This window comes from Shimia sp. (assembly GCF_022448905.1).
Taxonomy (GTDB): Bacteria; Pseudomonadota; Alphaproteobacteria; order Rhodobacterales; family Rhodobacteraceae; genus Shimia.
Window position 1 is genome coordinate 18463 of the sequence record NZ_JAKVCW010000026.1, and the last position, 18807, is coordinate 37269.

The 18807-nt window shown below is 58.6% G+C and carries 20 protein-coding genes; 10 read left to right on the top strand and 10 right to left on the bottom strand.

The window, feature by feature from the left end; genetic code table 11:
* Window positions 1-11: 11 nt before the first annotated feature.
* Window positions 12-749 (bottom strand): hypothetical protein, encoded by a 738-nt coding sequence (locus MK208_RS20515; protein WP_294119583.1) that lies wholly within the window; start codon window positions 747-749, stop codon window positions 12-14.
* 215 nt (window positions 750-964) lie between these two features.
* Entirely contained in the window at window positions 965-1228 is a 264-nt protein-coding gene (locus MK208_RS20520; protein WP_294119584.1) for a DUF2312 domain-containing protein, read from the bottom strand.
* A gap of 223 nt (window positions 1229-1451) precedes the next feature.
* Here MK208_RS20520 and MK208_RS20525 point away from each other — a divergent pair, with 223 nt between their 5' ends.
* On the top strand, window positions 1452-1667 hold the full coding sequence (locus MK208_RS20525; protein WP_294119585.1) for a hypothetical protein: 216 nt from the start codon (window positions 1452-1454) through the stop codon (window positions 1665-1667).
* A gap of 18 nt (window positions 1668-1685) precedes the next feature.
* Here the strand turns inward: MK208_RS20525 and MK208_RS20530 are convergent, their stop codons facing one another.
* The 3 genes from MK208_RS20530 to MK208_RS20540 all read right to left on the bottom strand — a co-directional run bounded on the left by MK208_RS20530 (window position 1686) and on the right by MK208_RS20540 (window position 4483).
* Window positions 1686-3755, bottom strand: a complete 2070-nt coding sequence (locus MK208_RS20530) for an enoyl-CoA hydratase-related protein (RefSeq protein ID WP_294119586.1) — start codon at window positions 3753-3755, stop codon at window positions 1686-1688.
* Between the two features lie 141 nt (window positions 3756-3896).
* On the bottom strand, window positions 3897-4112 hold the full coding sequence (locus MK208_RS20535; RefSeq protein WP_294119587.1) for a hypothetical protein: 216 nt from the start codon (window positions 4110-4112) through the stop codon (window positions 3897-3899).
* A gap of 50 nt (window positions 4113-4162) precedes the next feature.
* Window positions 4163-4483, bottom strand: coding sequence for a TraR/DksA C4-type zinc finger protein (locus MK208_RS20540; RefSeq protein WP_294119589.1), 321 nt, complete (start codon window positions 4481-4483; stop codon window positions 4163-4165).
* 207 nt (window positions 4484-4690) lie between these two features.
* Here MK208_RS20540 and MK208_RS20545 point away from each other — a divergent pair, with 207 nt between their 5' ends.
* The 4 genes from MK208_RS20545 to MK208_RS20560 are packed head-to-tail and all read left to right on the top strand — an operon-like array spanning window position 4691 to window position 6895.
* Window positions 4691-5554, top strand: coding sequence for an MBL fold metallo-hydrolase (locus MK208_RS20545; protein WP_294119590.1), 864 nt, complete (start codon window positions 4691-4693; stop codon window positions 5552-5554).
* 43 nt (window positions 5555-5597) lie between these two features.
* Window positions 5598-6023 carry a YeeE/YedE family protein gene (locus MK208_RS20550; protein ID WP_294119603.1) on the top strand — a complete coding sequence of 142 codons (426 nt, stop codon included), beginning with the start codon at window positions 5598-5600 and terminating at the stop codon, window positions 6021-6023.
* Window positions 6023-6457, top strand: coding sequence for a DUF6691 family protein (locus tag MK208_RS20555; RefSeq protein WP_294119591.1), 435 nt, complete (start codon window positions 6023-6025; stop codon window positions 6455-6457). Before MK208_RS20550 ends, MK208_RS20555 begins: the two co-directional genes overlap by 1 nt.
* Before the next feature lie 9 nt (window positions 6458-6466).
* The gene (locus tag MK208_RS20560) at window positions 6467-6895 is read left to right on the top strand and encodes a TIGR01244 family sulfur transferase (protein WP_294119592.1); all 429 of its coding nucleotides are present in this window, start codon (window positions 6467-6469) and stop codon (window positions 6893-6895) included.
* Window positions 6896-6975: 80 nt separating this feature from the next.
* Here MK208_RS20560 and MK208_RS20565 read toward each other — a convergent pair whose 3' ends face one another.
* From MK208_RS20565 to MK208_RS20585, 5 genes are all read right to left on the bottom strand, one after another.
* Window positions 6976-8211 (bottom strand): flagellar motor switch protein FliM, encoded by a 1236-nt coding sequence (locus MK208_RS20565; RefSeq protein ID WP_294119593.1) that lies wholly within the window; start codon window positions 8209-8211, stop codon window positions 6976-6978.
* Window positions 8212-8386: 175 nt separating this feature from the next.
* A complete protein-coding gene (locus tag MK208_RS20570; RefSeq protein ID WP_294119594.1) occupies window positions 8387-11077 on the bottom strand; it encodes an ATP-binding protein in 2691 nt (896 codons plus the stop codon).
* Window positions 11077-11346 carry a hypothetical protein gene (locus MK208_RS20575; protein ID WP_294119595.1) on the bottom strand — a complete coding sequence of 90 codons (270 nt, stop codon included), beginning with the start codon at window positions 11344-11346 and terminating at the stop codon, window positions 11077-11079. Before MK208_RS20575 ends, MK208_RS20570 begins: the two co-directional genes overlap by 1 nt.
* On the bottom strand, window positions 11343-11711 hold the full coding sequence (locus MK208_RS20580; protein WP_294119596.1) for a response regulator: 369 nt from the start codon (window positions 11709-11711) through the stop codon (window positions 11343-11345). The genes MK208_RS20575 and MK208_RS20580 overlap by 4 nt, the downstream gene beginning before the upstream one ends.
* 81 nt (window positions 11712-11792) lie before the next feature.
* Window positions 11793-13094, bottom strand: a complete 1302-nt coding sequence (locus MK208_RS20585) for a helix-turn-helix transcriptional regulator (RefSeq protein ID WP_294119597.1) — start codon at window positions 13092-13094, stop codon at window positions 11793-11795.
* 215 nt (window positions 13095-13309) lie between these two features.
* Between MK208_RS20585 and MK208_RS20590 the strand changes: the two genes are divergently transcribed.
* The 5 genes from MK208_RS20590 (at window position 13310) to MK208_RS20610 (ending at window position 18587) form a co-directional block, all read left to right on the top strand.
* Entirely contained in the window at window positions 13310-14662 is a 1353-nt protein-coding gene (locus MK208_RS20590) for a substrate-binding protein (protein WP_294119598.1), read from the top strand.
* 82 nt (window positions 14663-14744) lie between these two features.
* The gene (locus tag MK208_RS20595; RefSeq protein WP_294119599.1) at window positions 14745-15776 is read left to right on the top strand and encodes a branched-chain amino acid ABC transporter permease; all 1032 of its coding nucleotides are present in this window, start codon (window positions 14745-14747) and stop codon (window positions 15774-15776) included.
* A gap of 3 nt (window positions 15777-15779) precedes the next feature.
* Entirely contained in the window at window positions 15780-16973 is a 1194-nt protein-coding gene (locus tag MK208_RS20600) for a branched-chain amino acid ABC transporter permease (RefSeq protein ID WP_294119600.1), read from the top strand.
* Between the two features lie 13 nt (window positions 16974-16986).
* Window positions 16987-17742 carry an ABC transporter ATP-binding protein gene (locus tag MK208_RS20605; protein WP_294119601.1) on the top strand — a complete coding sequence of 252 codons (756 nt, stop codon included), beginning with the start codon at window positions 16987-16989 and terminating at the stop codon, window positions 17740-17742.
* A gap of 89 nt (window positions 17743-17831) precedes the next feature.
* The gene (locus tag MK208_RS20610; RefSeq protein ID WP_294119602.1) at window positions 17832-18587 is read left to right on the top strand and encodes an ABC transporter ATP-binding protein; all 756 of its coding nucleotides are present in this window, start codon (window positions 17832-17834) and stop codon (window positions 18585-18587) included.
* The last annotated feature ends 220 nt before the right edge of the window (window positions 18588-18807 follow it).

The following is an 18807-nucleotide window of genomic DNA, read 5'->3' on the forward strand; positions in this document are numbered from 1 at the left end:
GGCGTACCCAACTATCGGAATTGTAGGTTTACCGCCGCGTAGAGCTGAAACTGAGGCTGGCCGTTGCCACGACTGGCCAAGGACCATTGCGGCTCCACAAAAATATTAGCTGTAGTTGAACCGAACTGTTGAACTTTTCCCAACCGCAACCCGAAGGGCACATTGTAGTTGTCGGTGGTAAAATCATAGTTCCAGATTGGCGCGCCACCGGTGTACCAGCCTTTGCCCAGTTGGTAGAACCAAAATGGCTGAAACGCCCCGACCTCAGGCCGCTTGCGGCCAGCTGGCGTACTGCCAACACCAGTCCGGTAAATCAACAGGTAGCCATATTGGAACTGAGGTGAGGTGCCGTTGAAGTAGACATTGGCGAGGCCAAGCTGCCATTGATCTGCACCGAGCCGATCGTCAGAGGCCGTGGGAGCAACCACTTGAGGCCCAATGCCGAAGCTGATGCCGGGACGGGTGTCAAACTGATAGGCCATAAAGACATCCACATCGCCAATGCCGCTGACCGTTGTATTGCCCGCCCCAATAGGCAGCGAATTGTAAGGCAATGAGGCACGCATAAGCCAATTGGTGTCCCCAATTTTGAGTGGCTGCGCATAGCGTAAGACCGTTTGAAACCCGTCGGTATCACTGGGCAAGCCACTAAAATCATTCAAGTAGTACCCTTGAATATTAAAGGCGCGCACATTTGCCAGCGGATTGTTTGCGTCAGCCGCATCGTCCGCTGTAACAAAAGAAGGCACGAGCCCCAAAAGAAGTGTCACCGCAAAGCGGCAAGCTCGTTTCAAATAGCCCATGACAAAATCCTTAAACACGCAACAGGGACGCGGCCGCCAAAAACGCAGCGCCCAACGCAGTCAGGGTATCTCATCCAAGGTGTCGGTCAATGCGGCACTTGCCAAAAAACAAAAAGGCCCTCCAATGGAGAGCCTCTTGAGAGTCGCTTTCGTGATGAACCTTATGCCATGCCCAACGCTGACTTATACATGTCAATCACCGCTTCCTGCTCGGCCACATCATTGGGGTCCTGCTTGCGCTCGCGGATTATTGTGCGGATTGCCTTCACGTCAAAGCCGCGGCCTTTCATCTCTGCAAAGACCTCTTTGATCTGCTCAGCCACTTCGGCTTTCTCAAGTTCCAAACGCTCGACGCGCTCGATGAACTGTTTCAGTTCCTGACCGGTGACGCCGTATTGCGCGTCCGAAGATGTGCCTTCGCTCATGTCTGACCTCATTTTGTGCCGATTATGCGCGCCGCGCGGGCGCCAAGATTAACGCAGCTATAGACCGCAAACCGCGCTGCCATGCAAGGCCCGCTTCGCCATTTCCCGTGATCTGTGCCAAATGCCGCGTGTCCCCCGTCTTGCGCGTGTGCCAACAATCCGGTAGCTGCCCTGTCCAGACAGGGTGCGCCCCCAAATGCGCCCGCAAAAGAGGACGTCTGCGATGCAATGGATGATCTGGGCTGGAGCCCTTATGTCGGTGATTGGCCTGCTGGGCCTGCTGCTCTCCATCGTGAAAGTCGCCAAAGCCCGCAAGGCTGGCCTGTCAGACGAAGAGCTGCGCGCAGCGGTTCAGAAGGTCGTGCCGCTGAACCTCGGCGCGCTGTTCCTGTCTGTGATTGGCCTGATGGTGGTGATGGTCGGGATTTCCCTGTCCTAAGTGTCCTGCCCCTAAGCCTCAGCCATTGAGCGCCCCAAAACCGCGCCCGTTTTTGATAAGCGTGTCAAACAGCGGCTCCGGTTTCCAGAAGGCATCCCCCGGCTCTGCCAACTTGCGCACGTGGTTGCGTAGATCGATCAACCCGTGATCGTCCGCCGCCTGCATTGGGCCGCCCAGCCAGCGCGGGAAGCCAAAGCCGTGGATCATGGCCACATCAATGTCTGACGGTTTGGAAGCGACACCTATACGCAATAGTCGTGCCCCGGCGTTGGCCATCGCCGCGAGGCAGGTCTTTTCAATGTCCACATCACGCACGCCCACATTGCTGACCGGTTTGGGGTCTTCTTCGATCACCGCGCGCACGATGTTCCGCGTGTCCGCATCTGCCGCACCAAACGGGTGCTCTTGCGAATACTGATACCACCCCCGCTGCGCCCCACGCCCTTCGCGGCCCATACGATACAGCACCGTGCTGATCCCCGCCTGAGCCGTGCGCAGCCCCGGCGCATTCAGCCCCAGAGCATCGGCAATTTGAAACGGCCCCAGCGAGAAGCCCCAGCTGTGCATGACCCGGTCAATCTCGTAAGGGTCCGCGCCAATGCGCAGCAAATCCTCCGCCGCGCGGATGCAGGCCCCCATCACGTTTTGACCAATCAAACCGTTGTAGGTCTTGGCCCGCAGCGGCAGGAACCCCATAGCGCTCAGCATGGCAAACAGCGTCGCAACCGCCTCAGGCCCCGTGCTTTTGCCCACTGCGACCTCCACTCCGGAGGTGCGCAGATGCAGGTTTGGCACATAAAGGCCAACCACATCCTGCGGGCTGCCCGTGGCCTGCGCCACCGGTCCGATCTGCGCCGCATCATCATGCACCGCAATCACCGCGCCGTCTTTGACAATCCCGTCCAGCTGCGCCGCAATCTGGCGCGAAATCTCACGCCCCTGACCGATGGCTTCAATCACCAAATCGGCCCGCGCCAAAGCCACCAGATCCGCTTCGGCACGCAAACGCGCCAACATCTCGCGCGACGCGACATCTTCGATGCGGCCACTGGTCACCATGCGCTGCAATGCCGCCTCGATCCGCCGTTGCGCCAGCTCCAACGCCGCAGGCACCTGCGCGGTCAACACCACCGACAAGCCATGCTGCAAAGCCGCCAGCGCCAAATCCGCGCCCACACGATCCGCGCCGACCACAACGCCGAGTATTTTCACTGGACGGGGGTCGGCCTGATGCATCTCCGGCAAACGTGTCGCCCGCCGCTCCGCCAGCGCCACATGGCGCAGGGCCCGGCTCTGATCGGAGGTCACCAATTCTTCAAACCGCTCGCGCTCAAACTCCAGACCAACCTCAAACGGCAGCAAAGGCGCAGCTTTCACGCACTCCAAAATGGCCAAAGCGGCATCCTGCCCCCGCGGGTCGATGCGCTTTTCCCATTTGCTCACGCCCGCCTGGAACGCCTGGAAATCGGCAATCCCACCGGTGGCATCCGCCGTTGGCCGTGCGGGTTTGTATTTGGCAATACAGTTGAGCGCAAAAAGCACAGTGGCCTCGCGCAGATCACCTTCAACAATCTCGTCCACCATACCCGCCACCTCAGCGGAGGTGATCGGCATCATCACACCGGACAACAGGATATTGAGCGCTGTATCCGCCCCCAACAGGCGTGGCGCACGTTGCGTACCCCCTGCCCCGGGCATTACGCCAAGCGCGACTTCGGGCATGGCGACCTGCGTGCTGCTTAGGGCCACACGGTAATGGCAGGCCCAGGCCAGCTCCAGCCCACCGCCCATCACCGCGCCCGACAAGCCAGCAACCACCGGCTTGCCCGCGGTCTCAACCGCAGCACACAGCTCTGCCAGATTGGGATGCGCAATTGGTTTGCCAAGTTCAGAATAATCGCGCCCGGCGGAAAACTCCGCGCCACTGCCCAGAAGCGCAATCGCGCCCACCATCTTGTCCGCAAGCGCGGTCTGCAAAGCGTCATACACCGCCGCACGCAATTCTGCGGTCAGCGCATTGGTGGGCGGATGGTTCATCGACAGGACCGCAACCCCGCCTTCGACCGCATAATCTAGCAACTGCGTCATGCCTCAAAACCCTGACAAACTTCGGCGCAAGCCTTTGTGTTTTCAGAGTTTAGCCGCACAAAGCCGCCGCGCAAGCCCAGTTATCCACAGGGCTGCACAGGTCGGCACATCTGTCACACTGCGTCAGGCCAATGACCAGCGTTACACCGGCATATTGTCAAAACTGTCTTCGATCTCCTGATCCAGCAGATCAAGATCCAACCGGCGCAGACGCGCGGGCACACGACCACCACTTTGCTCGATGTTCATCAAAGTGCGGTGCAACTGCTGATGCAGCTCATAGCGGTCCATATCGTCCGCCTTGTGAATTTTGGTTTCCAGCGCTTCCGCGCGGTTCAATAGATGTTCGACAGTCATGTAACGTCCTCCCAAACGTATTTCTCAAAACCTAAAAATGGCAGAGTGCTTTAACCAGCGGCACAATCACTGCATAGCGGGGCGTCCGGCACCACCTTAAGGCGAGCATCGGAAATTTCCTCTCCACACTTTACACAGAAACCATACGCGCCCTCACGCAAACGTTCCAAGGCAGCCTGAATTCGGCGGATTTCCTCTTGGCCACTGGTGCCAAGCCCTTCAAGCACCTCGTCACCCTCATGCTCAACCGCCGCTTCATCCCAATCTTTAGAGTGCGGCGCGTCCAGCTCAGCCTCGATCGCGTGCAGCCGTTTATCCAGCTCTGACAAGCGTTTAAGCAGGGCAGCTTTGTATGTGCTGTGATCTGTCATCGTCGTCTCCATTGCCGGGGCCACCGCGCAAGGGCACGGCTTCAAAACCCGCACGCACCTTGACAGCCACCCCAAATCTGCGCCTTGATTCACATCAATAGCTGCCCAAAAACACGCCGCACTGCGCATGTTTTTAGCACATATCACGCCCATCTTGAAACACATGCAATCTTTCATATATGTTTGCCACCAAATAGAGGAATCGCCATGACCCCCGACGTAACAGCCTTTTTTGACGAAGCGACGAACACCATCTCTTTTGTTGTGAAAGACCCGGAGGGCACATCCTGCGCCATCATCGACAGCGTGCTGGACTTTGACTACAGCTCTGGCCGCACCGACACAAAATCCGCCGATGAGATCATTGCCCACGTTCAGGAGAACAACCTGAAAGTGGAGTGGATCCTCGAGAGCCATGTACATGCCGACCACCTCTCCGCCGCGCCTTACCTGCAGGAAAAGATCGGCGGTAAAATCGGCATCGGCAAAAACATCACCATTGTGCAGGACACCTTCGGCAAGGTTTTCAACGAAGGCACGGAGTTCCAGCGAGACGGCAGCCAGTTCGACAAGCTGTTTGAAGAAGGCGACAGCTTCATGATTGGCCAATTGCGCGGCGACGTGCTGCACACCCCCGGCCACACCCCCGCCTGCATGACCTACGTCATCGGCGATGCGGCCTTTGTGGGTGACACACTGTTTATGCCAGATTTCGGCACCGCCCGCTGTGATTTCCCCGGCGGCTCTTCCGAGACGCTCTATCAGTCGATCCAGAAAATCCTCGCCTTGCCGGACGAGACCCGCATTTTTGTTGGTCATGACTACAAAGCGCCGGGCCGAGATGAATACGCTTGGGAAACCACAGTAGGCGAGCAAAAGGCCAACAACGTGCATGTAGGCGACGGCGCTGACAAAGACAGCTTTGTCGAAATGCGCGACACGCGTGATGCCTCTTTGGCCATGCCGAAACTCATCATCCCGTCGCTCCAAGTGAACATGCGCGCCGGGCAAATGCCGGAACCCGATGAAGAAGGCGATGTCTTCCTCAAGGTTCCCGTAAATAAACTTTGATCCTTAAAGCGCTAACATCAAAGGAAAAATCATACTGAACGCAATACCAACCGACTGGCTCTTCGGGCTGGGCGGCGGCCTCCTTATTGGCCTCGGCGGCGCCGTCTTTCTGCTCGGCAACGGCCGCGTCATGGGCGCCAGCGGCATCATCGGCGGTCTCGTTGATGGCTCCGGCAAAAGCAATATGGCCGAACGTCTGGCCTTCCTCGCCGGTGTTTTTCTGGTGCCGGTGCTGCTCTACCCGCTGTTCTCTGACGTGGACACACATGCCACCACCAACGTGGCGGTCCTGATCGCCGCAGGTCTATGTGTGGGCGTCGGCACTCGCCTCGCCAATGGCTGCACCTCCGGGCACGGCGTTTGTGGCATCTCCCGCTTGTCGTTGCGCGGGATTGTGGCCACCGTGTTCTACATCATGGCCGGTGGCCTCACAGTCGTACTCTTCCGCCACCTGTTGGGAGTGATCTGATGAGCCGCAGTCTTCTCGCTCTGCTCGCAGGCGGCCTTTTTGGCGCAGGCCTGTTCATTTCCGGCATGACCGACACCACCAAGGTGCAGGGCTGGCTGGACGTCTTTGGCAACTGGGACCCGACGCTGGCCTTTGTCATGGGCGGCGCAATCATCCCAATGGCCATTGCTTGGCTGCTCACAAATGGCCGCAAGCCGATTGTCGGCGGGGAGTTCCCGAAGCCGCCTGAACCAAAGCTTGGGCGCAATCTTGTGCTCGGCTCCGTTCTGTTTGGCGTTGGCTGGGGTCTCGCGGGTCTGTGCCCTGGCCCCGCCGTGGCCTCGCTCAGCTATGGCGGCTGGCCGCATTGGGTGTTCTTCGCCGCCATGATTGCTGGCATGGCGTTGGCCCCTCTGGCGCGCGCGCAACTGGACAGCGCCGTCCCTGCCGAGTAAGCAATCGCCATGGATATTCGTCAGATCACCGACCGCTTCTTTGCCGCGCCTCAGATTGACGCCGCAGATTTTGCCGCCCTTGCCGACGCTGGCTTTGGGCTTGTCATCAACAACCGTCCTGACAATGAGGTCGGCCCGGATCAGCACTCCGAGACCATGCGCGCCGCCGCCGAAGCGGCTGGCCTGCAGTATGTGGTCAACCCGCTGACCATGGACACGATGACCCCGGACCGTCAGGCGCTGCAACGCGACAGCGCCGCTGGCTGTGACGGCAAGGTGCTGGCCTACTGCCGCTCTGGCACCCGCTCCACCATCTGCTGGGCGCTGTCTCAGGCCATGGAGATGGAGGTGGCCGACATCGTGAACGCCGCCGCCAATGGCGGCTATGATGTCTCCAGCCTGGTGCCACATCTGGAAGCGATCAAATCGCAAGGCTAAACATCTGACCTGACAAACAAAAAGCCCCGCTCTTCCGGCGGGGCTTTTTTGCGTTTGCTCGTCAAGACTGCTCGAAAGTCTTACGTGCCTGTCAAATCCAGATCGGCCAGCGCCGCCGGATCGCCTATATCATCATTGCCCAACTGGATCAGATCATCGAGATCATCCAACCCGGCGAAATCTTCCATGCCATTGTCCGCGTCCAGGCCAACGCCCATCTCGCCCATTGGCTCAAGGTCCGGCAGTCCACCGCCTCCCAGATCCGGCAAATCGCCGCCAAGATCAGGAAGGTCACCCCCCATATCTGGCAAGCCGCCACCATCCAGTGCAGGCATTTCCGCCATGCCCGGCAAATCGCCACCAATATCATCCATGCCGCCCATCTCTGGCATGTCCATCCCCGGCATGTCCATGGCAGGCATATCCATCGCCGGCATCTCGGGCGCGCCCATATCCGGCATACCCATATCCGGCATATCCGGCACCGCCAGCTCTGTAGACGGGGCCGCAGCAGGCGCCGCGCCCACCAGTCCCGGCACACAGACCGCGCGCATGCCATTGAGCTGCCCAATGCGCACCTCGGCAATCTCTTCGCCGGTCAACGCTTCCAGCGTGGCGTTTTGCATCGCTTCTTCCGACAACGGCAGCGTATCCCCCGCTTGCAACGCCTGAATCTGCGCAATCGGCAAGCTGATCTTGCCCACCACCGCGTTCAGCACGGTGCTGGCTTCTTTCACGCCGTTCTGGAATTTCTCGGCGTCGGTTTCCGCATCGTCTTCTGGCTCATTGACCAGCACCTGCACATCCGGGAACAGCAACGCCATGGTGCCGGTTTTCTTTCCCCGCTCGAGTTTCACGTCGAGTACAAACATTTGATAATCCTGCGCGGTCATCGCCAACGACAGCGTCCGCGTGTCCTGCATCATTGCGCCAAATTTATAGTGCTGCAGCCAGTATGGCGCCTCGCCCTCTTCCGCCAACATGCGCACATAGCGCATCAGTGCATCTTCCAGAAACGGCGTGATCAGTGCGGCATCCACCTTGGTGGGCACCCGATCTGTCACAGGCTTGGGAACAACCTGACCAAGGGTTTGGAACTCCACCAGCCCCGCCATCACTTGCATATCCATCGCCAGGGCACCGGGCTCACCATTCTGCCCTTCAAGCAAGATCAACAGAGATTCATTGTCCAGCGTCACCTCAACGGCGCGGTGCGGCAGCTTTACATGGCGCACATCAGTCACATCCAGCGCCAGATCCATACCCTTTTCCGCCGCCAAAGCGAGGCCAAGGCGCAGGGCCTTGTTGGGGGTCATAGCGCGCGCCTGGTGCTCGGTCCGCCCATCCGCTGCTTTACGACGTAGAATTGAAGTGGCTTGAGTTTCACTCATATCCGGATCTGCCCTGTTTGTGGCTCCTTACAGGACAGATGTGCCGCAATAAGGTTAATAGAGCCTCTACGAGACCTTCAAAATCCGTGTGAAATTGTGCCTATTGCGCCGCCAGCGCGACCTCTTCGGGCAAGGTCACCCGAAACGCCGCGCCGCCCTGTCCCGGCAGGTATTCCACCGCGCCGCCCAAGCGAGTCATGATCTCGCGACAAATCGCCAACCCAAGCCCCGCGCCTTTGACCTTCTGCTCGCCCGTGCGGGAGAACTTCTCAAAGATCACCGCCTGTTCGGTTTTGGGAATGCCACTGCCGTTGTCGATGAAATCCACCACCAAAGCGCCATTGCTGCGCCCAACTTCAATGCGCAGTTTCGGCGCATTGGCATCGCAATATTTCTGCGCGTTTCCAATGAGGTTGATGAATACCTGGCTCAGGCGGTCCAGATCAGTGTTCAGGGTGATCTCCTCATAGGCAGCATTGCGCACCACCTGCATCTTATCGGCACCAGCGCCGGTCAAGGCACTGGCCACAGCGTGATCCAGAATACCTTTAAGCGACCCGCTTTGCATGTTAAGGTTCACCCGCCCGCTTTCCAGCACGCTCAGATCCAACAGATCATCCAAAAGCCGCGTCAGGCGTAGCGCTTCGTCATGGATGATCGAGCTGTATTTGATCTTTTCATCCTCACTGAGCCGATCACTGTCCCGCAGAATCTCCGAAAACGCCCGGATCGAGGTCATCGGCGTGCGCAGCTCATGGCTCACCTGGCTGAGGAAGCTGTCTTTCTGCTCTGAAATCAGTGTCAGCTTTTCATTGGCCTGCCGCAATTGCCGCGCGGTGCGGGCCTGCTCTTCGGATTTGGCTTCCAGCTTGCTGGAATATTCCATCATCTGCGCGGTTTCATCGGCCACCGCCATCAGGTCTTCCACCGACACCGACGCGCCCCCGACAATCTGCCCAATCATCGCATGCGCCGTTGCCGCGCCCACCGACCCGGCCAATTCCCGCTCCAAACGTTGCAAAAAGTCCGGCGACGGTTCCGGCAAAAGACCACTCATGCCCTGTCGTTTCGCCTCCCGCTCAAACAGGTTCTGCGCCTCCCGCGCACCGATGATGCGCTGCGCCATGACCATCAGGTCTTCAGTCTGCGCCAGGCTGCCCGCCCAGCTTTGCGGTGTGGAGCTGTGCTCAAATACATTCACAAACTGCGCCCCCTGCAACCGTTCCAACGGCGACGGGAATCCCACCAGAGAAGCGACAAAGAAACTCATTGTGTTCAACAAGATAGACCAGAACACTGCATGTACCAGCGGATCCATCCCAGTGATGCCAAAGAACGCCTGCGGCCGCAGCCAGCTCAACCCCATCGGGCCTTCGGTCAGCATCGCTTCCGACACCAGCGTGCCCGCGCCAAAGCTCGGCAGCAAAAGCGTGTAGGCCCAGATTAAAAAGCCCACGGTCAGGCCAACAAAAGCCCCCGTGCGCGTCGCCCCACGCCAGAAAATCCCGCCGATCAACACCGGCAGAAACTGCGCCACCCCGGCAAAGGAAATCAAACCGATCGAAGCCAGCGCCGTGCCGCCACCCGACAAGCGGAAATACAAATATCCAAGGAACACCACAGCCCCGATGGAAATCCGCCGCGACAGCAGCACCACGTGGCGCACGTCACCAGACACGGACGCACCGACGCTCTGCGTGCTGAGCCAGATCGGCATCACAATATGGTTGGACACCATGGTCGACAGCGCCAGCGCCGCCACAATCACCATGGAGGTCGCGCTGGAAAATCCGCCAATAAAACTCAACATCGCCAGAGCGTCATTGCCTGTGGCCAAAGGCACGGTCAGCACAAAAAAGTCCGGGTTGCTGCCCGCTGGCATGAGGTCCAACCCCACCACCGCAATCGGCACCACAAACAGGCTCATGATCATCAGGTAAGCAGGAAAGGCCCAGCTTGCGGTGCGCAGGTGATCCTCATCTTCATTCTCAACCACCATGACCTGGAACATCCGTGGCAGACATAGGAACGCCGCCCCGGAGAGGAAAATCAACGTCGCCCAGCGGTCCCCGCGCATCTGCCACTGGCCAATCTCGCTGGCATCGATCCGCGCCAGGGTTTCGCTTACCCCTCCGCCCAGGCCCCAGACCACAAAGATGCCCACCGCCAACAGCGCAAACAGCTTCACAATCGCTTCCACCGCAACCGCCATCACCACCCCGTGGTGCCGCTCGTTGACGTCCAAATTGCGCGTGCCAAACACAATGGTAAACAGCGCAAGCCCCGCCGCCACCAAAAGCGCGTTACTGCCTTGCGTTGCTTCCGTTAACTCCGCGCCGTAAGCACTTGAAAAAACGTCAAAGCTTACAGTTACAGATTGTAACTGAAGCGCGATATACGGCGTCGTGCCAATCACCGCCAAGACGGTTACGCCAACCGCCAAAAGGTTGGATTTCCCGTAGCGCGACGAGATCAAATCGGCAATCGAGGTGATGCGCTGGCTGCGCCCAATCCGCACCAGCTTGCGCAACAGCCACCACCAACCAATCATCACCAGCGACGGGCCAATATAGATCGTCAGATACTCAAGGCCGGACCGCGCCGCATAGCCGACCGCGCCGTAAAACGTCCAGGCCGTGCAATAGATCGACAGCGACAAGGTGTAGATCAAAGGGCTGCGCAGCCATCCGCCTTTGCCTTCCAGCGCCGCGCGCTCTGCTGCAAAGGCGATCAGGAACAGAAACACGACGTAGATCAGACAGACGCCAACCAGAATATTGAGCGTGCCCATCAGCGTTCTCGCTCCGTCTCCTCCGCATCGCTGCGCTTGAGGCTGCGGGACAACCATGCACCGCCAACCACCATGAGCAACCAGACCAGAAAGATGTAAATGATAGCGTCAGACGTCATCACCGTGCCGCTGTCCTCAGATTGGCGCCACAATAATGGCACCGCCCAGAGCACCGCACCCATCACAGGCAACATGCGGATTGTGTCAATCAACCGGCGGCGGCGGTAACTCTGCCGCTCCAGAAAAGGAATATTGTGTTTGGGGCTCACCCCGTCACCAACTCGCGCACCGCGTCCAGCACCTCGGCGTTGGAAAACGGCTTGGTCATAAAGCGGCTTGCGCCGGCGCGCTCCGCCATCTCGCGGTCTTTGACCTGTCCCTTGGCAGTCAACATCAGCACGGGAAGGCCCTGTGTGGCATCTTCGCTGCGCAGCTCGCGCAGGATGTCATACCCGGTTTTGCCCGGCAGCATCACGTCCAGAATGACCAAATCGGGCATCGCATTCTGCACCACCCCAACCGCGTCATGCCCATTGGAATGGGTCGCGACGGACCAGCCGTCACGAGACAGGATGAAGCTGATCGCTTCGATGATGTTGGGCTCATCTTCGATGACTAGCACGTTTTTGCCCATGCAGCCTCCCCTCCCAAAAAGTCCACAAGCGGTGCGCCATTCTTAGCGGTCGTCCACAAAAAGAAAAGAGATTTTCCCACGTTACCCCACATCCGCCAGCAAAGACGGCTCCCGCCGGCCTTCACAGTCCTCCAGCGGACAGACACGACAGGACGACCCCACCTCTGCCTCGGTATCGCCAGCTTCTTCAAGCGGCACAATCAACATATAACTGTGATACAGAGGCGCCACGTTGAGCTGAATGGTGCCAATCGGCTCACTCACCGCATAGCAATCAAACCGCTTGGCTTCGCGCCCGGTCATGGTGACCGTCTGTCGCAAGGCTTGCATCGGACGTGACAAGGCCTGAAACAGCGGCCACTTCGGGCACGCGCCAGAAAAGCGTGGAATGGCAAAGCCTTCCACCGGCTTTCGCAACATCAAAGTGCCGGAGGCATCACACATGACCAGCCCAAGCGGCATCGGCAGCATATCATCAGACACCGCCGCCAAGCGGCGCAACACGGTGCTAAGCGGCACGCCGTAGTCCGAAGCAATCCGCGCCGGTTCCACAACGCCGTCGCTGACCTGGCGCTCCAGCATGTCCAAAGACAACAACCGCGCGTCCGCCCGCAGTTGCCGCACCACCGTCATAGCCATGTCCCGCGCCGCATCCGAGGTCAGTTGCGCCTGATTGCCAATAAACGCGGAGAGCTCATCCGGTGTGGCGTTGACCAGGCTGTCAAAGCGGAACTTATGCACTTCAAGCATCGCCTCCACCTCCTCCAAGGGCAACGTCATGCCCGCCGAGGCATCGCCCGCATCATCCAGATAGGCCACCAGCTGCTCTGCCCCTTCCGCAAGTCGCTGACTGTCCTCATTCAGGTTGCGGTGAAAACGATTGCGCCACTCCGGTTCAATCTCCTTGGTGTCCGCCAAAATCCCCGCCGTCGAGCGGATCGCGGTCACCATGGTCAACATTTCATGCACTGAGGTCGCCAAATGCGGGTCATGTGTGAGCCGGTCGGTCAATGTCGCTGCCGTGTGCTCCAAACTTCTCAGCCGCTTGTGCTGATCCGCAATCAACCCGGCCCAGCCCGGAAACCGCCCGGCAAACTCGTCGCCACGCTCAAGCTCCGGCGCCACAGCATCCGTGACCGCCGCCGCCTCACGCAACGCCGACAAAAGCGCCGCCTCTGCACCTTCACTTAACAATGAAGGCTCTACGTTGAGGGCCTGAGCGATGTCGTTTAAGAGCTTCCCGCCGATTCTGCGGCGGTTGTGCTCGATCAAGTTGAGGTAACTGCCGGAGATTCCGACCTGCTTTGCAAGTTCGGCCTGGCGTAAGCCCGCCATCACGCGGCGCTCTCTGATGCGACTGCCTGCTAGGGTTTGCTGGACCATTGGCTTTCCCCTCAGTTTCAAACACTTTCTGCACTGCAAAATAATAAATTTACATTTTGCTGCAGAGCAATGCGAATTACTTTACAAAAAAATTGTGTCTTTGAAAGCAGTTGTTGCGAAATTTTCGGAGCGCCGCCGATAATAGTTTTGCACGAATAGTGCCTGTGGTGCGGGAAGAGGAGCCCAATCCACAAATGACACAACGGGAGGATTATATGTCCAAAAGCAACTTCACACGTCGTGGCTTGCTCAAAACCAGTGCCGTCGCCGGTGCTGGTCTGGCGCTGCCAACGATCTTTACGGCTCAGTCCGCACATGCGTTCACCAACGAACCCACTGGCGGCACCGTAACTCTGGGCTTCAACGTGCCACAGACCGGTCCTTACGCGGACGAGGGTGCCGACGAACTGCGCGCCTACCAGCTGGCTGTTGAGCACCTGAACGGTGGCGGCGACGGCGGCATGCTGAACACCTTCAGCTCCAAAGCACTGGACGGCACAGGTATCCTGGGCAAGAAAGTGGAATACGTCACCGGCGACACCCAGACCAAGTCTGACGCCGCGCGCGCATCCGCCAAGTCCATGATCGAAAAAGACGGCGCTATCATGATCACCGGCGGTTCGTCCTCTGGTGTGGCTGTGGCCGTACAGGCGCTCTGCCAAGAGGCGGGCGTGATCTTTATGGCGGGTCTGACCCACTCCAACGACACCACCGGTAAAGACAAGAAAGCCAACGGCTTCCGTCACTTCTTCAACTCGTACATGTCGGGTGCCGCTCTGGCGCCGGTTCTGGCAAACGCTTACGGCAATGACCGTAAAGCCTATCACCTGACCGCCGACTACAACTGGGGTTACACAACCGAAGAAGCGGTCCGCGCCTCCACTGAGGCCATGGGTTGGGAAACTGTTGCAGCTGTGAAAACACCGCTGACACAGACCGACTTCTCCTCCTACATCGCGCCTGTTCTGCAATCCGGTGCCGACACGCTGGTTCTGAACCACTACGGCGGCAACATGGTGAACTCGCTGACCAACGCGGTTCAGTTTGGTCTGCGTGACAAGCAGGTGAACGGCAAAGACTTCCAGATCGTTGTTCCACTCTACTCCCGCCTGATGGCGAAGGGTGCGGGTGCCAACGTGAAGGGCATCTTCGGCTCCACCAACTGGCACTGGTCCCTGCAGGATGAGGGCTCCAAAGCCTTCGTTAAATCCTTCGGCACCAAATACGGCTTCCCACCATCCCAGGCGGCGCACACCACCTACGTGCAGACCCTGCTCTATGCAGACGCCGTTCAGCGTGCGGGCTCCTTCGCCCCATGTGCGGTTGCAGAAGCTCTGGAAGACTATGAGTTCGACGGTCTGGGCAACGGTAAGACGCTGTATCGCGGCGCTGACCACCAGTGCTTCAAGGACGTGCTGGTTGTGAAGGGTAAAGAGAACCCGACTTCCGAGTTCGACCTTCTGGAAATCGTTGAGGTGACCCCGGTTGAGCAGGTGACCTATGCACCTGATCACCCACAGATGGGCGGCCCAGAGGCCACCCTGGGTGCCTGCAACAACGGCGCGTAATCACGCCCCAATTCGGGCGGGCAGCAATGCCCGCCCCACTTCGCCAGCATAGGCGAAATCGGACAACCACAGGGACGGACCGATGGAAGCAATTATCCTTCAAATTCTGAACGGGTTGGACAAGGGATCCGCATATGCGTTGATCGCACTTGGCCTTACCCTGATCTTTGGCACCTTGGGTGTTGTGAACTTTGCGCACGGCGCGCTGTTCATGATCGGTGCCTTCTGCGCGGTGACCTTCAGCCGCATCTTGACCCTCTCACACACTGTTGTGGATGAGACCCAGACAGACTTTCTTGGCAACCCACTGAAAGTTGACGTGCCTTATCTGCATGACCTCTTTGGCCAGGCCACCGGCGACGCGATCATCGACTGGGCCGTCCCCCTGTCGATCCTGTTCACCGTCCCGGTGATGATGTTCGTGGGCTACGCCATGGAACGCGGCCTGATCAAACACTTCTACAACCGCCCGCACGCCGACCAGATCCTTGTGACCTTTGGTCTGGCCATCGTGCTGCAGGAAGTGATCAAATATTTCTACGGCGCCAACCCGATCCCGACCCCTGCCCCGCAGGCCTTTGCCGGATCGCTGGATTTCGGAGCCATGCTTGGCTTTGATCCCAACCTGATCATCTATCCTTACTGGCGGATCATCTACTTCATCTTCTCAGCCATCATCATCGGTGCCGTGTTTGCCTTCCTGCAATACACCACCTTCGGCATGGTTGTGCGCGCCGGTATGGCGGACCGCGAAACCGTCGGCCTTCTGGGCATCAACATCGACAAGCGCTTCACCATCATGTTTGGCCTTGCCGCCGCCGTCGCCGGTCTGGCCGGGGTGATGTACACGCCAATCAATTCGCCAAACTATCACATGGGCATGGACTTCCTGGTGCTGAGCTTTGTTGTGGTGGTTGTTGGCGGCATGGGCTCGCTGCCAGGTGCCGTACTGGCAGGCTTCCTGCTGGGCATTTTGGAAAGTTTCGCCTCCATGCGCGAGGTTCTGGAGATCCTGCCGGGTCTGAACCAGATCATCATCTACCTCGTCGCCATCATCATTCTGCTGACCCGTCCACGGGGCCTGATGGGCCGCAAGGGCGTCATGGAGGACTAACTCATGCTCGGTCTCAACAAAAAAGATCTTCAGCTTATGCTGATCGTTACCGGGCTGACCATGCTGGCGCCCTTCATTCTCAACCCCTTCCCGGAAAGCTCCGGTATGGCGCAATTCAACGCGGGTTACCCCGACCTGATGCAGCGCTTTGTGATCTTCGGCATCTTCGCCATTGGCTTCAACCTGCTGTTCGGCCTCACCGGCTACCTCAGCTTTGGTCACGCCGCCTTCCTGGGCGTGGGCTCTTACGGCGCCATCTGGATGATGAAGCTGGTCTCGCTCAACGTGATCCCGGCCATCTTTATGGGTGTGATCGTGGCGGGTATCTTCTCGGTCGCTGTGGGCTACATCTGTCTGCGCCGCTCAGGCATCTACTTCTCGATCCTGACACTCGCCTTTGCACAGATGTCTTACGCTCTGGCCTACTCGGTTCTCACGCCAATCACCGGCGGTGAAACCGGCCTGCAGATCAAATCCACCGACCGTCCAATCTTCTCCAGCTTGGAAGAAGGCGAAACCGGTCGCGCCAACCTGTTTGGCATGGATATGCGTCAGAGCTTTGAGCTCAACATCGGCGACTGGCTCTTCACCTTCAACGCTGGCTACTACATTGCAGCCATCGTGATGCTGATTGCCTTCTATGTCTCGATCCGCATTTTCCGCAGCCCATTTGGCCTGATGCTGCGTGCGATCAAATCCAACCAGACCCGTATGTCTTACACTGGTCTGAACCCACGTCCGCACACGCTGGCAGCCTTTGTGATCTCCGGCATGTATGCGGGTCTCGCGGGTGGTCTTCTGGTGGCCATGGACACCCAAGTGGGTCCGGAGCGTATGTTCTGGACAGCCTCCGGTGAGGTGGTTCTGATGACCATCCTGGGCGGTGTTGGCACCCTGATCGGTCCGGTACTGGGCGCAGGTGTGATCAAGTACATGGAAAACATCCTGTCCAAGATCAACAAAGACGTTCTGCACGAGTGGTTCGCCTTTATGCCAGACGGTCTCGAAGACTTCATCGTCTTCCTGGTCTACCCGTTCATCGGCAAAGGCTGGCACCTCACCCTCGGCATCCTCTTCATGCTGGTCGTGATCTTCCTGCCAGGTGGCCTGGTCGAAGGTGGTCAGCGCATTGGCAAGTGGATCAAAAACCGTGGCAAAGCCAAAGACACTGGCGGCTCCACTGAACCTGCAGAATAAGGAGACAAGAGATATGGGAATTCTCGAAGTCAAAGACGTAGGCAAGCGGTTCGGCGGTCTTCAGGCCCTCGGTGACGTGAACCTCTCCGTCAAGGAAAACACCGTACACGCAATCATCGGCCCCAACGGGGCCGGGAAATCCACCCTACTGAACTGCCTCGTGGGCAAGCTCATCCCGGACACCGGTTCTGTCATGTTTGACGGCCAGTCGGTGCTGGGCCGCACCCCACACGAGATCAACCAGATGGGCATTTCCCGCGTGTTCCAGACCCCGGAAATCTTTGGGGACCTGACCGTGTTGGAAAACATGATGATCCCCTGCTTTGCCAAGCGGGACGGGGCCTTCCGGATGCGCGCCATCGAAGACATGATGCGTGAAAAGGACATCGTGGAAAAAGCCGAGTCGATGCTCGTCGACATGAATATGGCCGACAAGCATCACATGCACGCGGCCTCCATGTCCCGCGGTGACAAACGTCGTCTGGAAATCGGCATGTGTCTGGCGCAGGAGCCCCGCCTTCTGCTGCTGGACGAACCCACTGCCGGTATGGCGCGGGCCGACACCAACAACACCATCGATCTTCTCAAGCAAATCAGCGACGAGCGCGACATCACCATCGCCATCATCGAACACGACATGCATGTGGTGTTCTCTCTGGCACAGCGCATCACCGTGCTGGCACAGGGCACACCGCTGGTCGAAGACGATCCTGAAAACATCAAAGGTCACCCGAAAGTGCGCGAAGCGTACCTCGGCGAAACCGCATAAGGCACATCATCGCGCCCCGGACCTGATCCGAGGCCTCGCGACACCAACAAGAGGTCCCGGGTCAAGCCCGGGACGGGGAGACCAAAACAATGAACGTCAAACCCGACTTTTCCAAAGGCCACAATCTGGCCGAAACCGCCCCCGCCTACCTCTCCGTTTGGAACATGGAGAGTTATTATGGCGAGAGCTACATCGTTCAAAATATCAGCTTCAACGTGCACGAAGGCGAAATCCTTGCGCTCTTGGGCCGCAACGGGGCAGGCAAAACCTCGACCCTGCGTTCCATTGCGCGCATGGACGACCCACAGGTGACCCACGGCGAAATTTGGCTCGATCACAAACCGCTGCACCTGATGAAAAGCTATGAGGCCGCACAGGCAGGCATCGGTCTGGTGCCGGAAGATCGCTCGATCATTCCTGGCCTGACGGTGGAAGAAAACATCCAACTGGCCCAGATCGCTCCGCCCATCGGCTGGTCGATTGAACGCCTCTACGAACTCTTCCCGCGCCTTGGCGAACGCCGCAAGCAAGAAGGTGTCACGCTCTCCGGTGGTGAACAGCAAATGCTGGCCATCGCCCGCGCCCTCAGCCGCGACATCAAAGTGCTGCTGCTGGACGAACCTTATGAAGGCCTCGCACCGGTGATTGTGGACGAGATCGAAAAGACTCTGCGCATCATCAAAGAGCAAGGCATCACCACCGTGATCGTGGAACAGAACGCTGTGCGCGCGCTGGAACTCGCGGATCGCGCTGTGATCCTCGACACCGGCTCGGTGGTCTTTGATGGCTCCGCCAACGAAGTTCTCGAAAACGAAGAGCTGCGCGCCGAATATCTGGCGATCTGACGCCGACAATTTGGGGTTGCGCCAAAAGTCGAGTTGACCTCGCGGCGCAGCCCCCTAACCTCGCCCCCAAAGAATTCCTATTCGAGGTCCAATATGTCTGACACCACATTTCCCCCATCCAAAGAACTGGCAGAAAACGCCATCATCACTGCAGATAAGTACCAAGAGATGTACGCGGCGTCAGTGTCTGATCCTGAGGCGTTTTGGCGGGAGCATGGCC

Excerpts from the sequence above, each read along its gene's own strand:
- MK208_RS20590 (WP_294119598.1), top strand. The coding sequence starts at position 13,310 with ATGTCCAAAAGCAACTTCACACGTCGTGGCTTGCTCAAAACCAGTGCC.
- MK208_RS20555 (WP_294119591.1), top strand. The coding sequence starts at position 6,023 with ATGAGCCGCAGTCTTCTCGCTCTGCTCGCAGGCGGCCTTTTTGGCGCA.
- MK208_RS20600 (WP_294119600.1), top strand. The coding sequence starts at position 15,780 with ATGCTCGGTCTCAACAAAAAAGATCTTCAGCTTATGCTGATCGTTACC.
- MK208_RS20585 (WP_294119597.1), bottom strand. The coding sequence starts at position 13,094 with ATGGTCCAGCAAACCCTAGCAGGCAGTCGCATCAGAGAGCGCCGCGTG.
- MK208_RS20545 (WP_294119590.1), top strand. The coding sequence starts at position 4,691 with ATGACCCCCGACGTAACAGCCTTTTTTGACGAAGCGACGAACACCATC.
- MK208_RS20595 (WP_294119599.1), top strand. The coding sequence starts at position 14,745 with ATGGAAGCAATTATCCTTCAAATTCTGAACGGGTTGGACAAGGGATCC.
- MK208_RS20580 (WP_294119596.1), bottom strand. The coding sequence starts at position 11,711 with ATGGGCAAAAACGTGCTAGTCATCGAAGATGAGCCCAACATCATCGAA.
- MK208_RS20605 (WP_294119601.1), top strand. The coding sequence starts at position 16,987 with ATGGGAATTCTCGAAGTCAAAGACGTAGGCAAGCGGTTCGGCGGTCTT.
- MK208_RS20565 (WP_294119593.1), bottom strand. The coding sequence starts at position 8,211 with ATGACCCCCAACAAGGCCCTGCGCCTTGGCCTCGCTTTGGCGGCGGAA.
- MK208_RS20530 (WP_294119586.1), bottom strand. The coding sequence starts at position 3,755 with ATGACGCAGTTGCTAGATTATGCGGTCGAAGGCGGGGTTGCGGTCCTG.
- MK208_RS20540 (WP_294119589.1), bottom strand. The coding sequence starts at position 4,483 with ATGACAGATCACAGCACATACAAAGCTGCCCTGCTTAAACGCTTGTCA.
- MK208_RS20610 (WP_294119602.1), top strand. The coding sequence starts at position 17,832 with ATGAACGTCAAACCCGACTTTTCCAAAGGCCACAATCTGGCCGAAACC.
- MK208_RS20535 (WP_294119587.1), bottom strand. The coding sequence starts at position 4,112 with ATGACTGTCGAACATCTATTGAACCGCGCGGAAGCGCTGGAAACCAAA.
- MK208_RS20560 (WP_294119592.1), top strand. The coding sequence starts at position 6,467 with ATGGATATTCGTCAGATCACCGACCGCTTCTTTGCCGCGCCTCAGATT.
- MK208_RS20525 (WP_294119585.1), top strand. The coding sequence starts at position 1,452 with ATGCAATGGATGATCTGGGCTGGAGCCCTTATGTCGGTGATTGGCCTG.
- MK208_RS20520 (WP_294119584.1), bottom strand. The coding sequence starts at position 1,228 with ATGAGCGAAGGCACATCTTCGGACGCGCAATACGGCGTCACCGGTCAG.
- MK208_RS20570 (WP_294119594.1), bottom strand. The coding sequence starts at position 11,077 with ATGGGCACGCTCAATATTCTGGTTGGCGTCTGTCTGATCTACGTCGTG.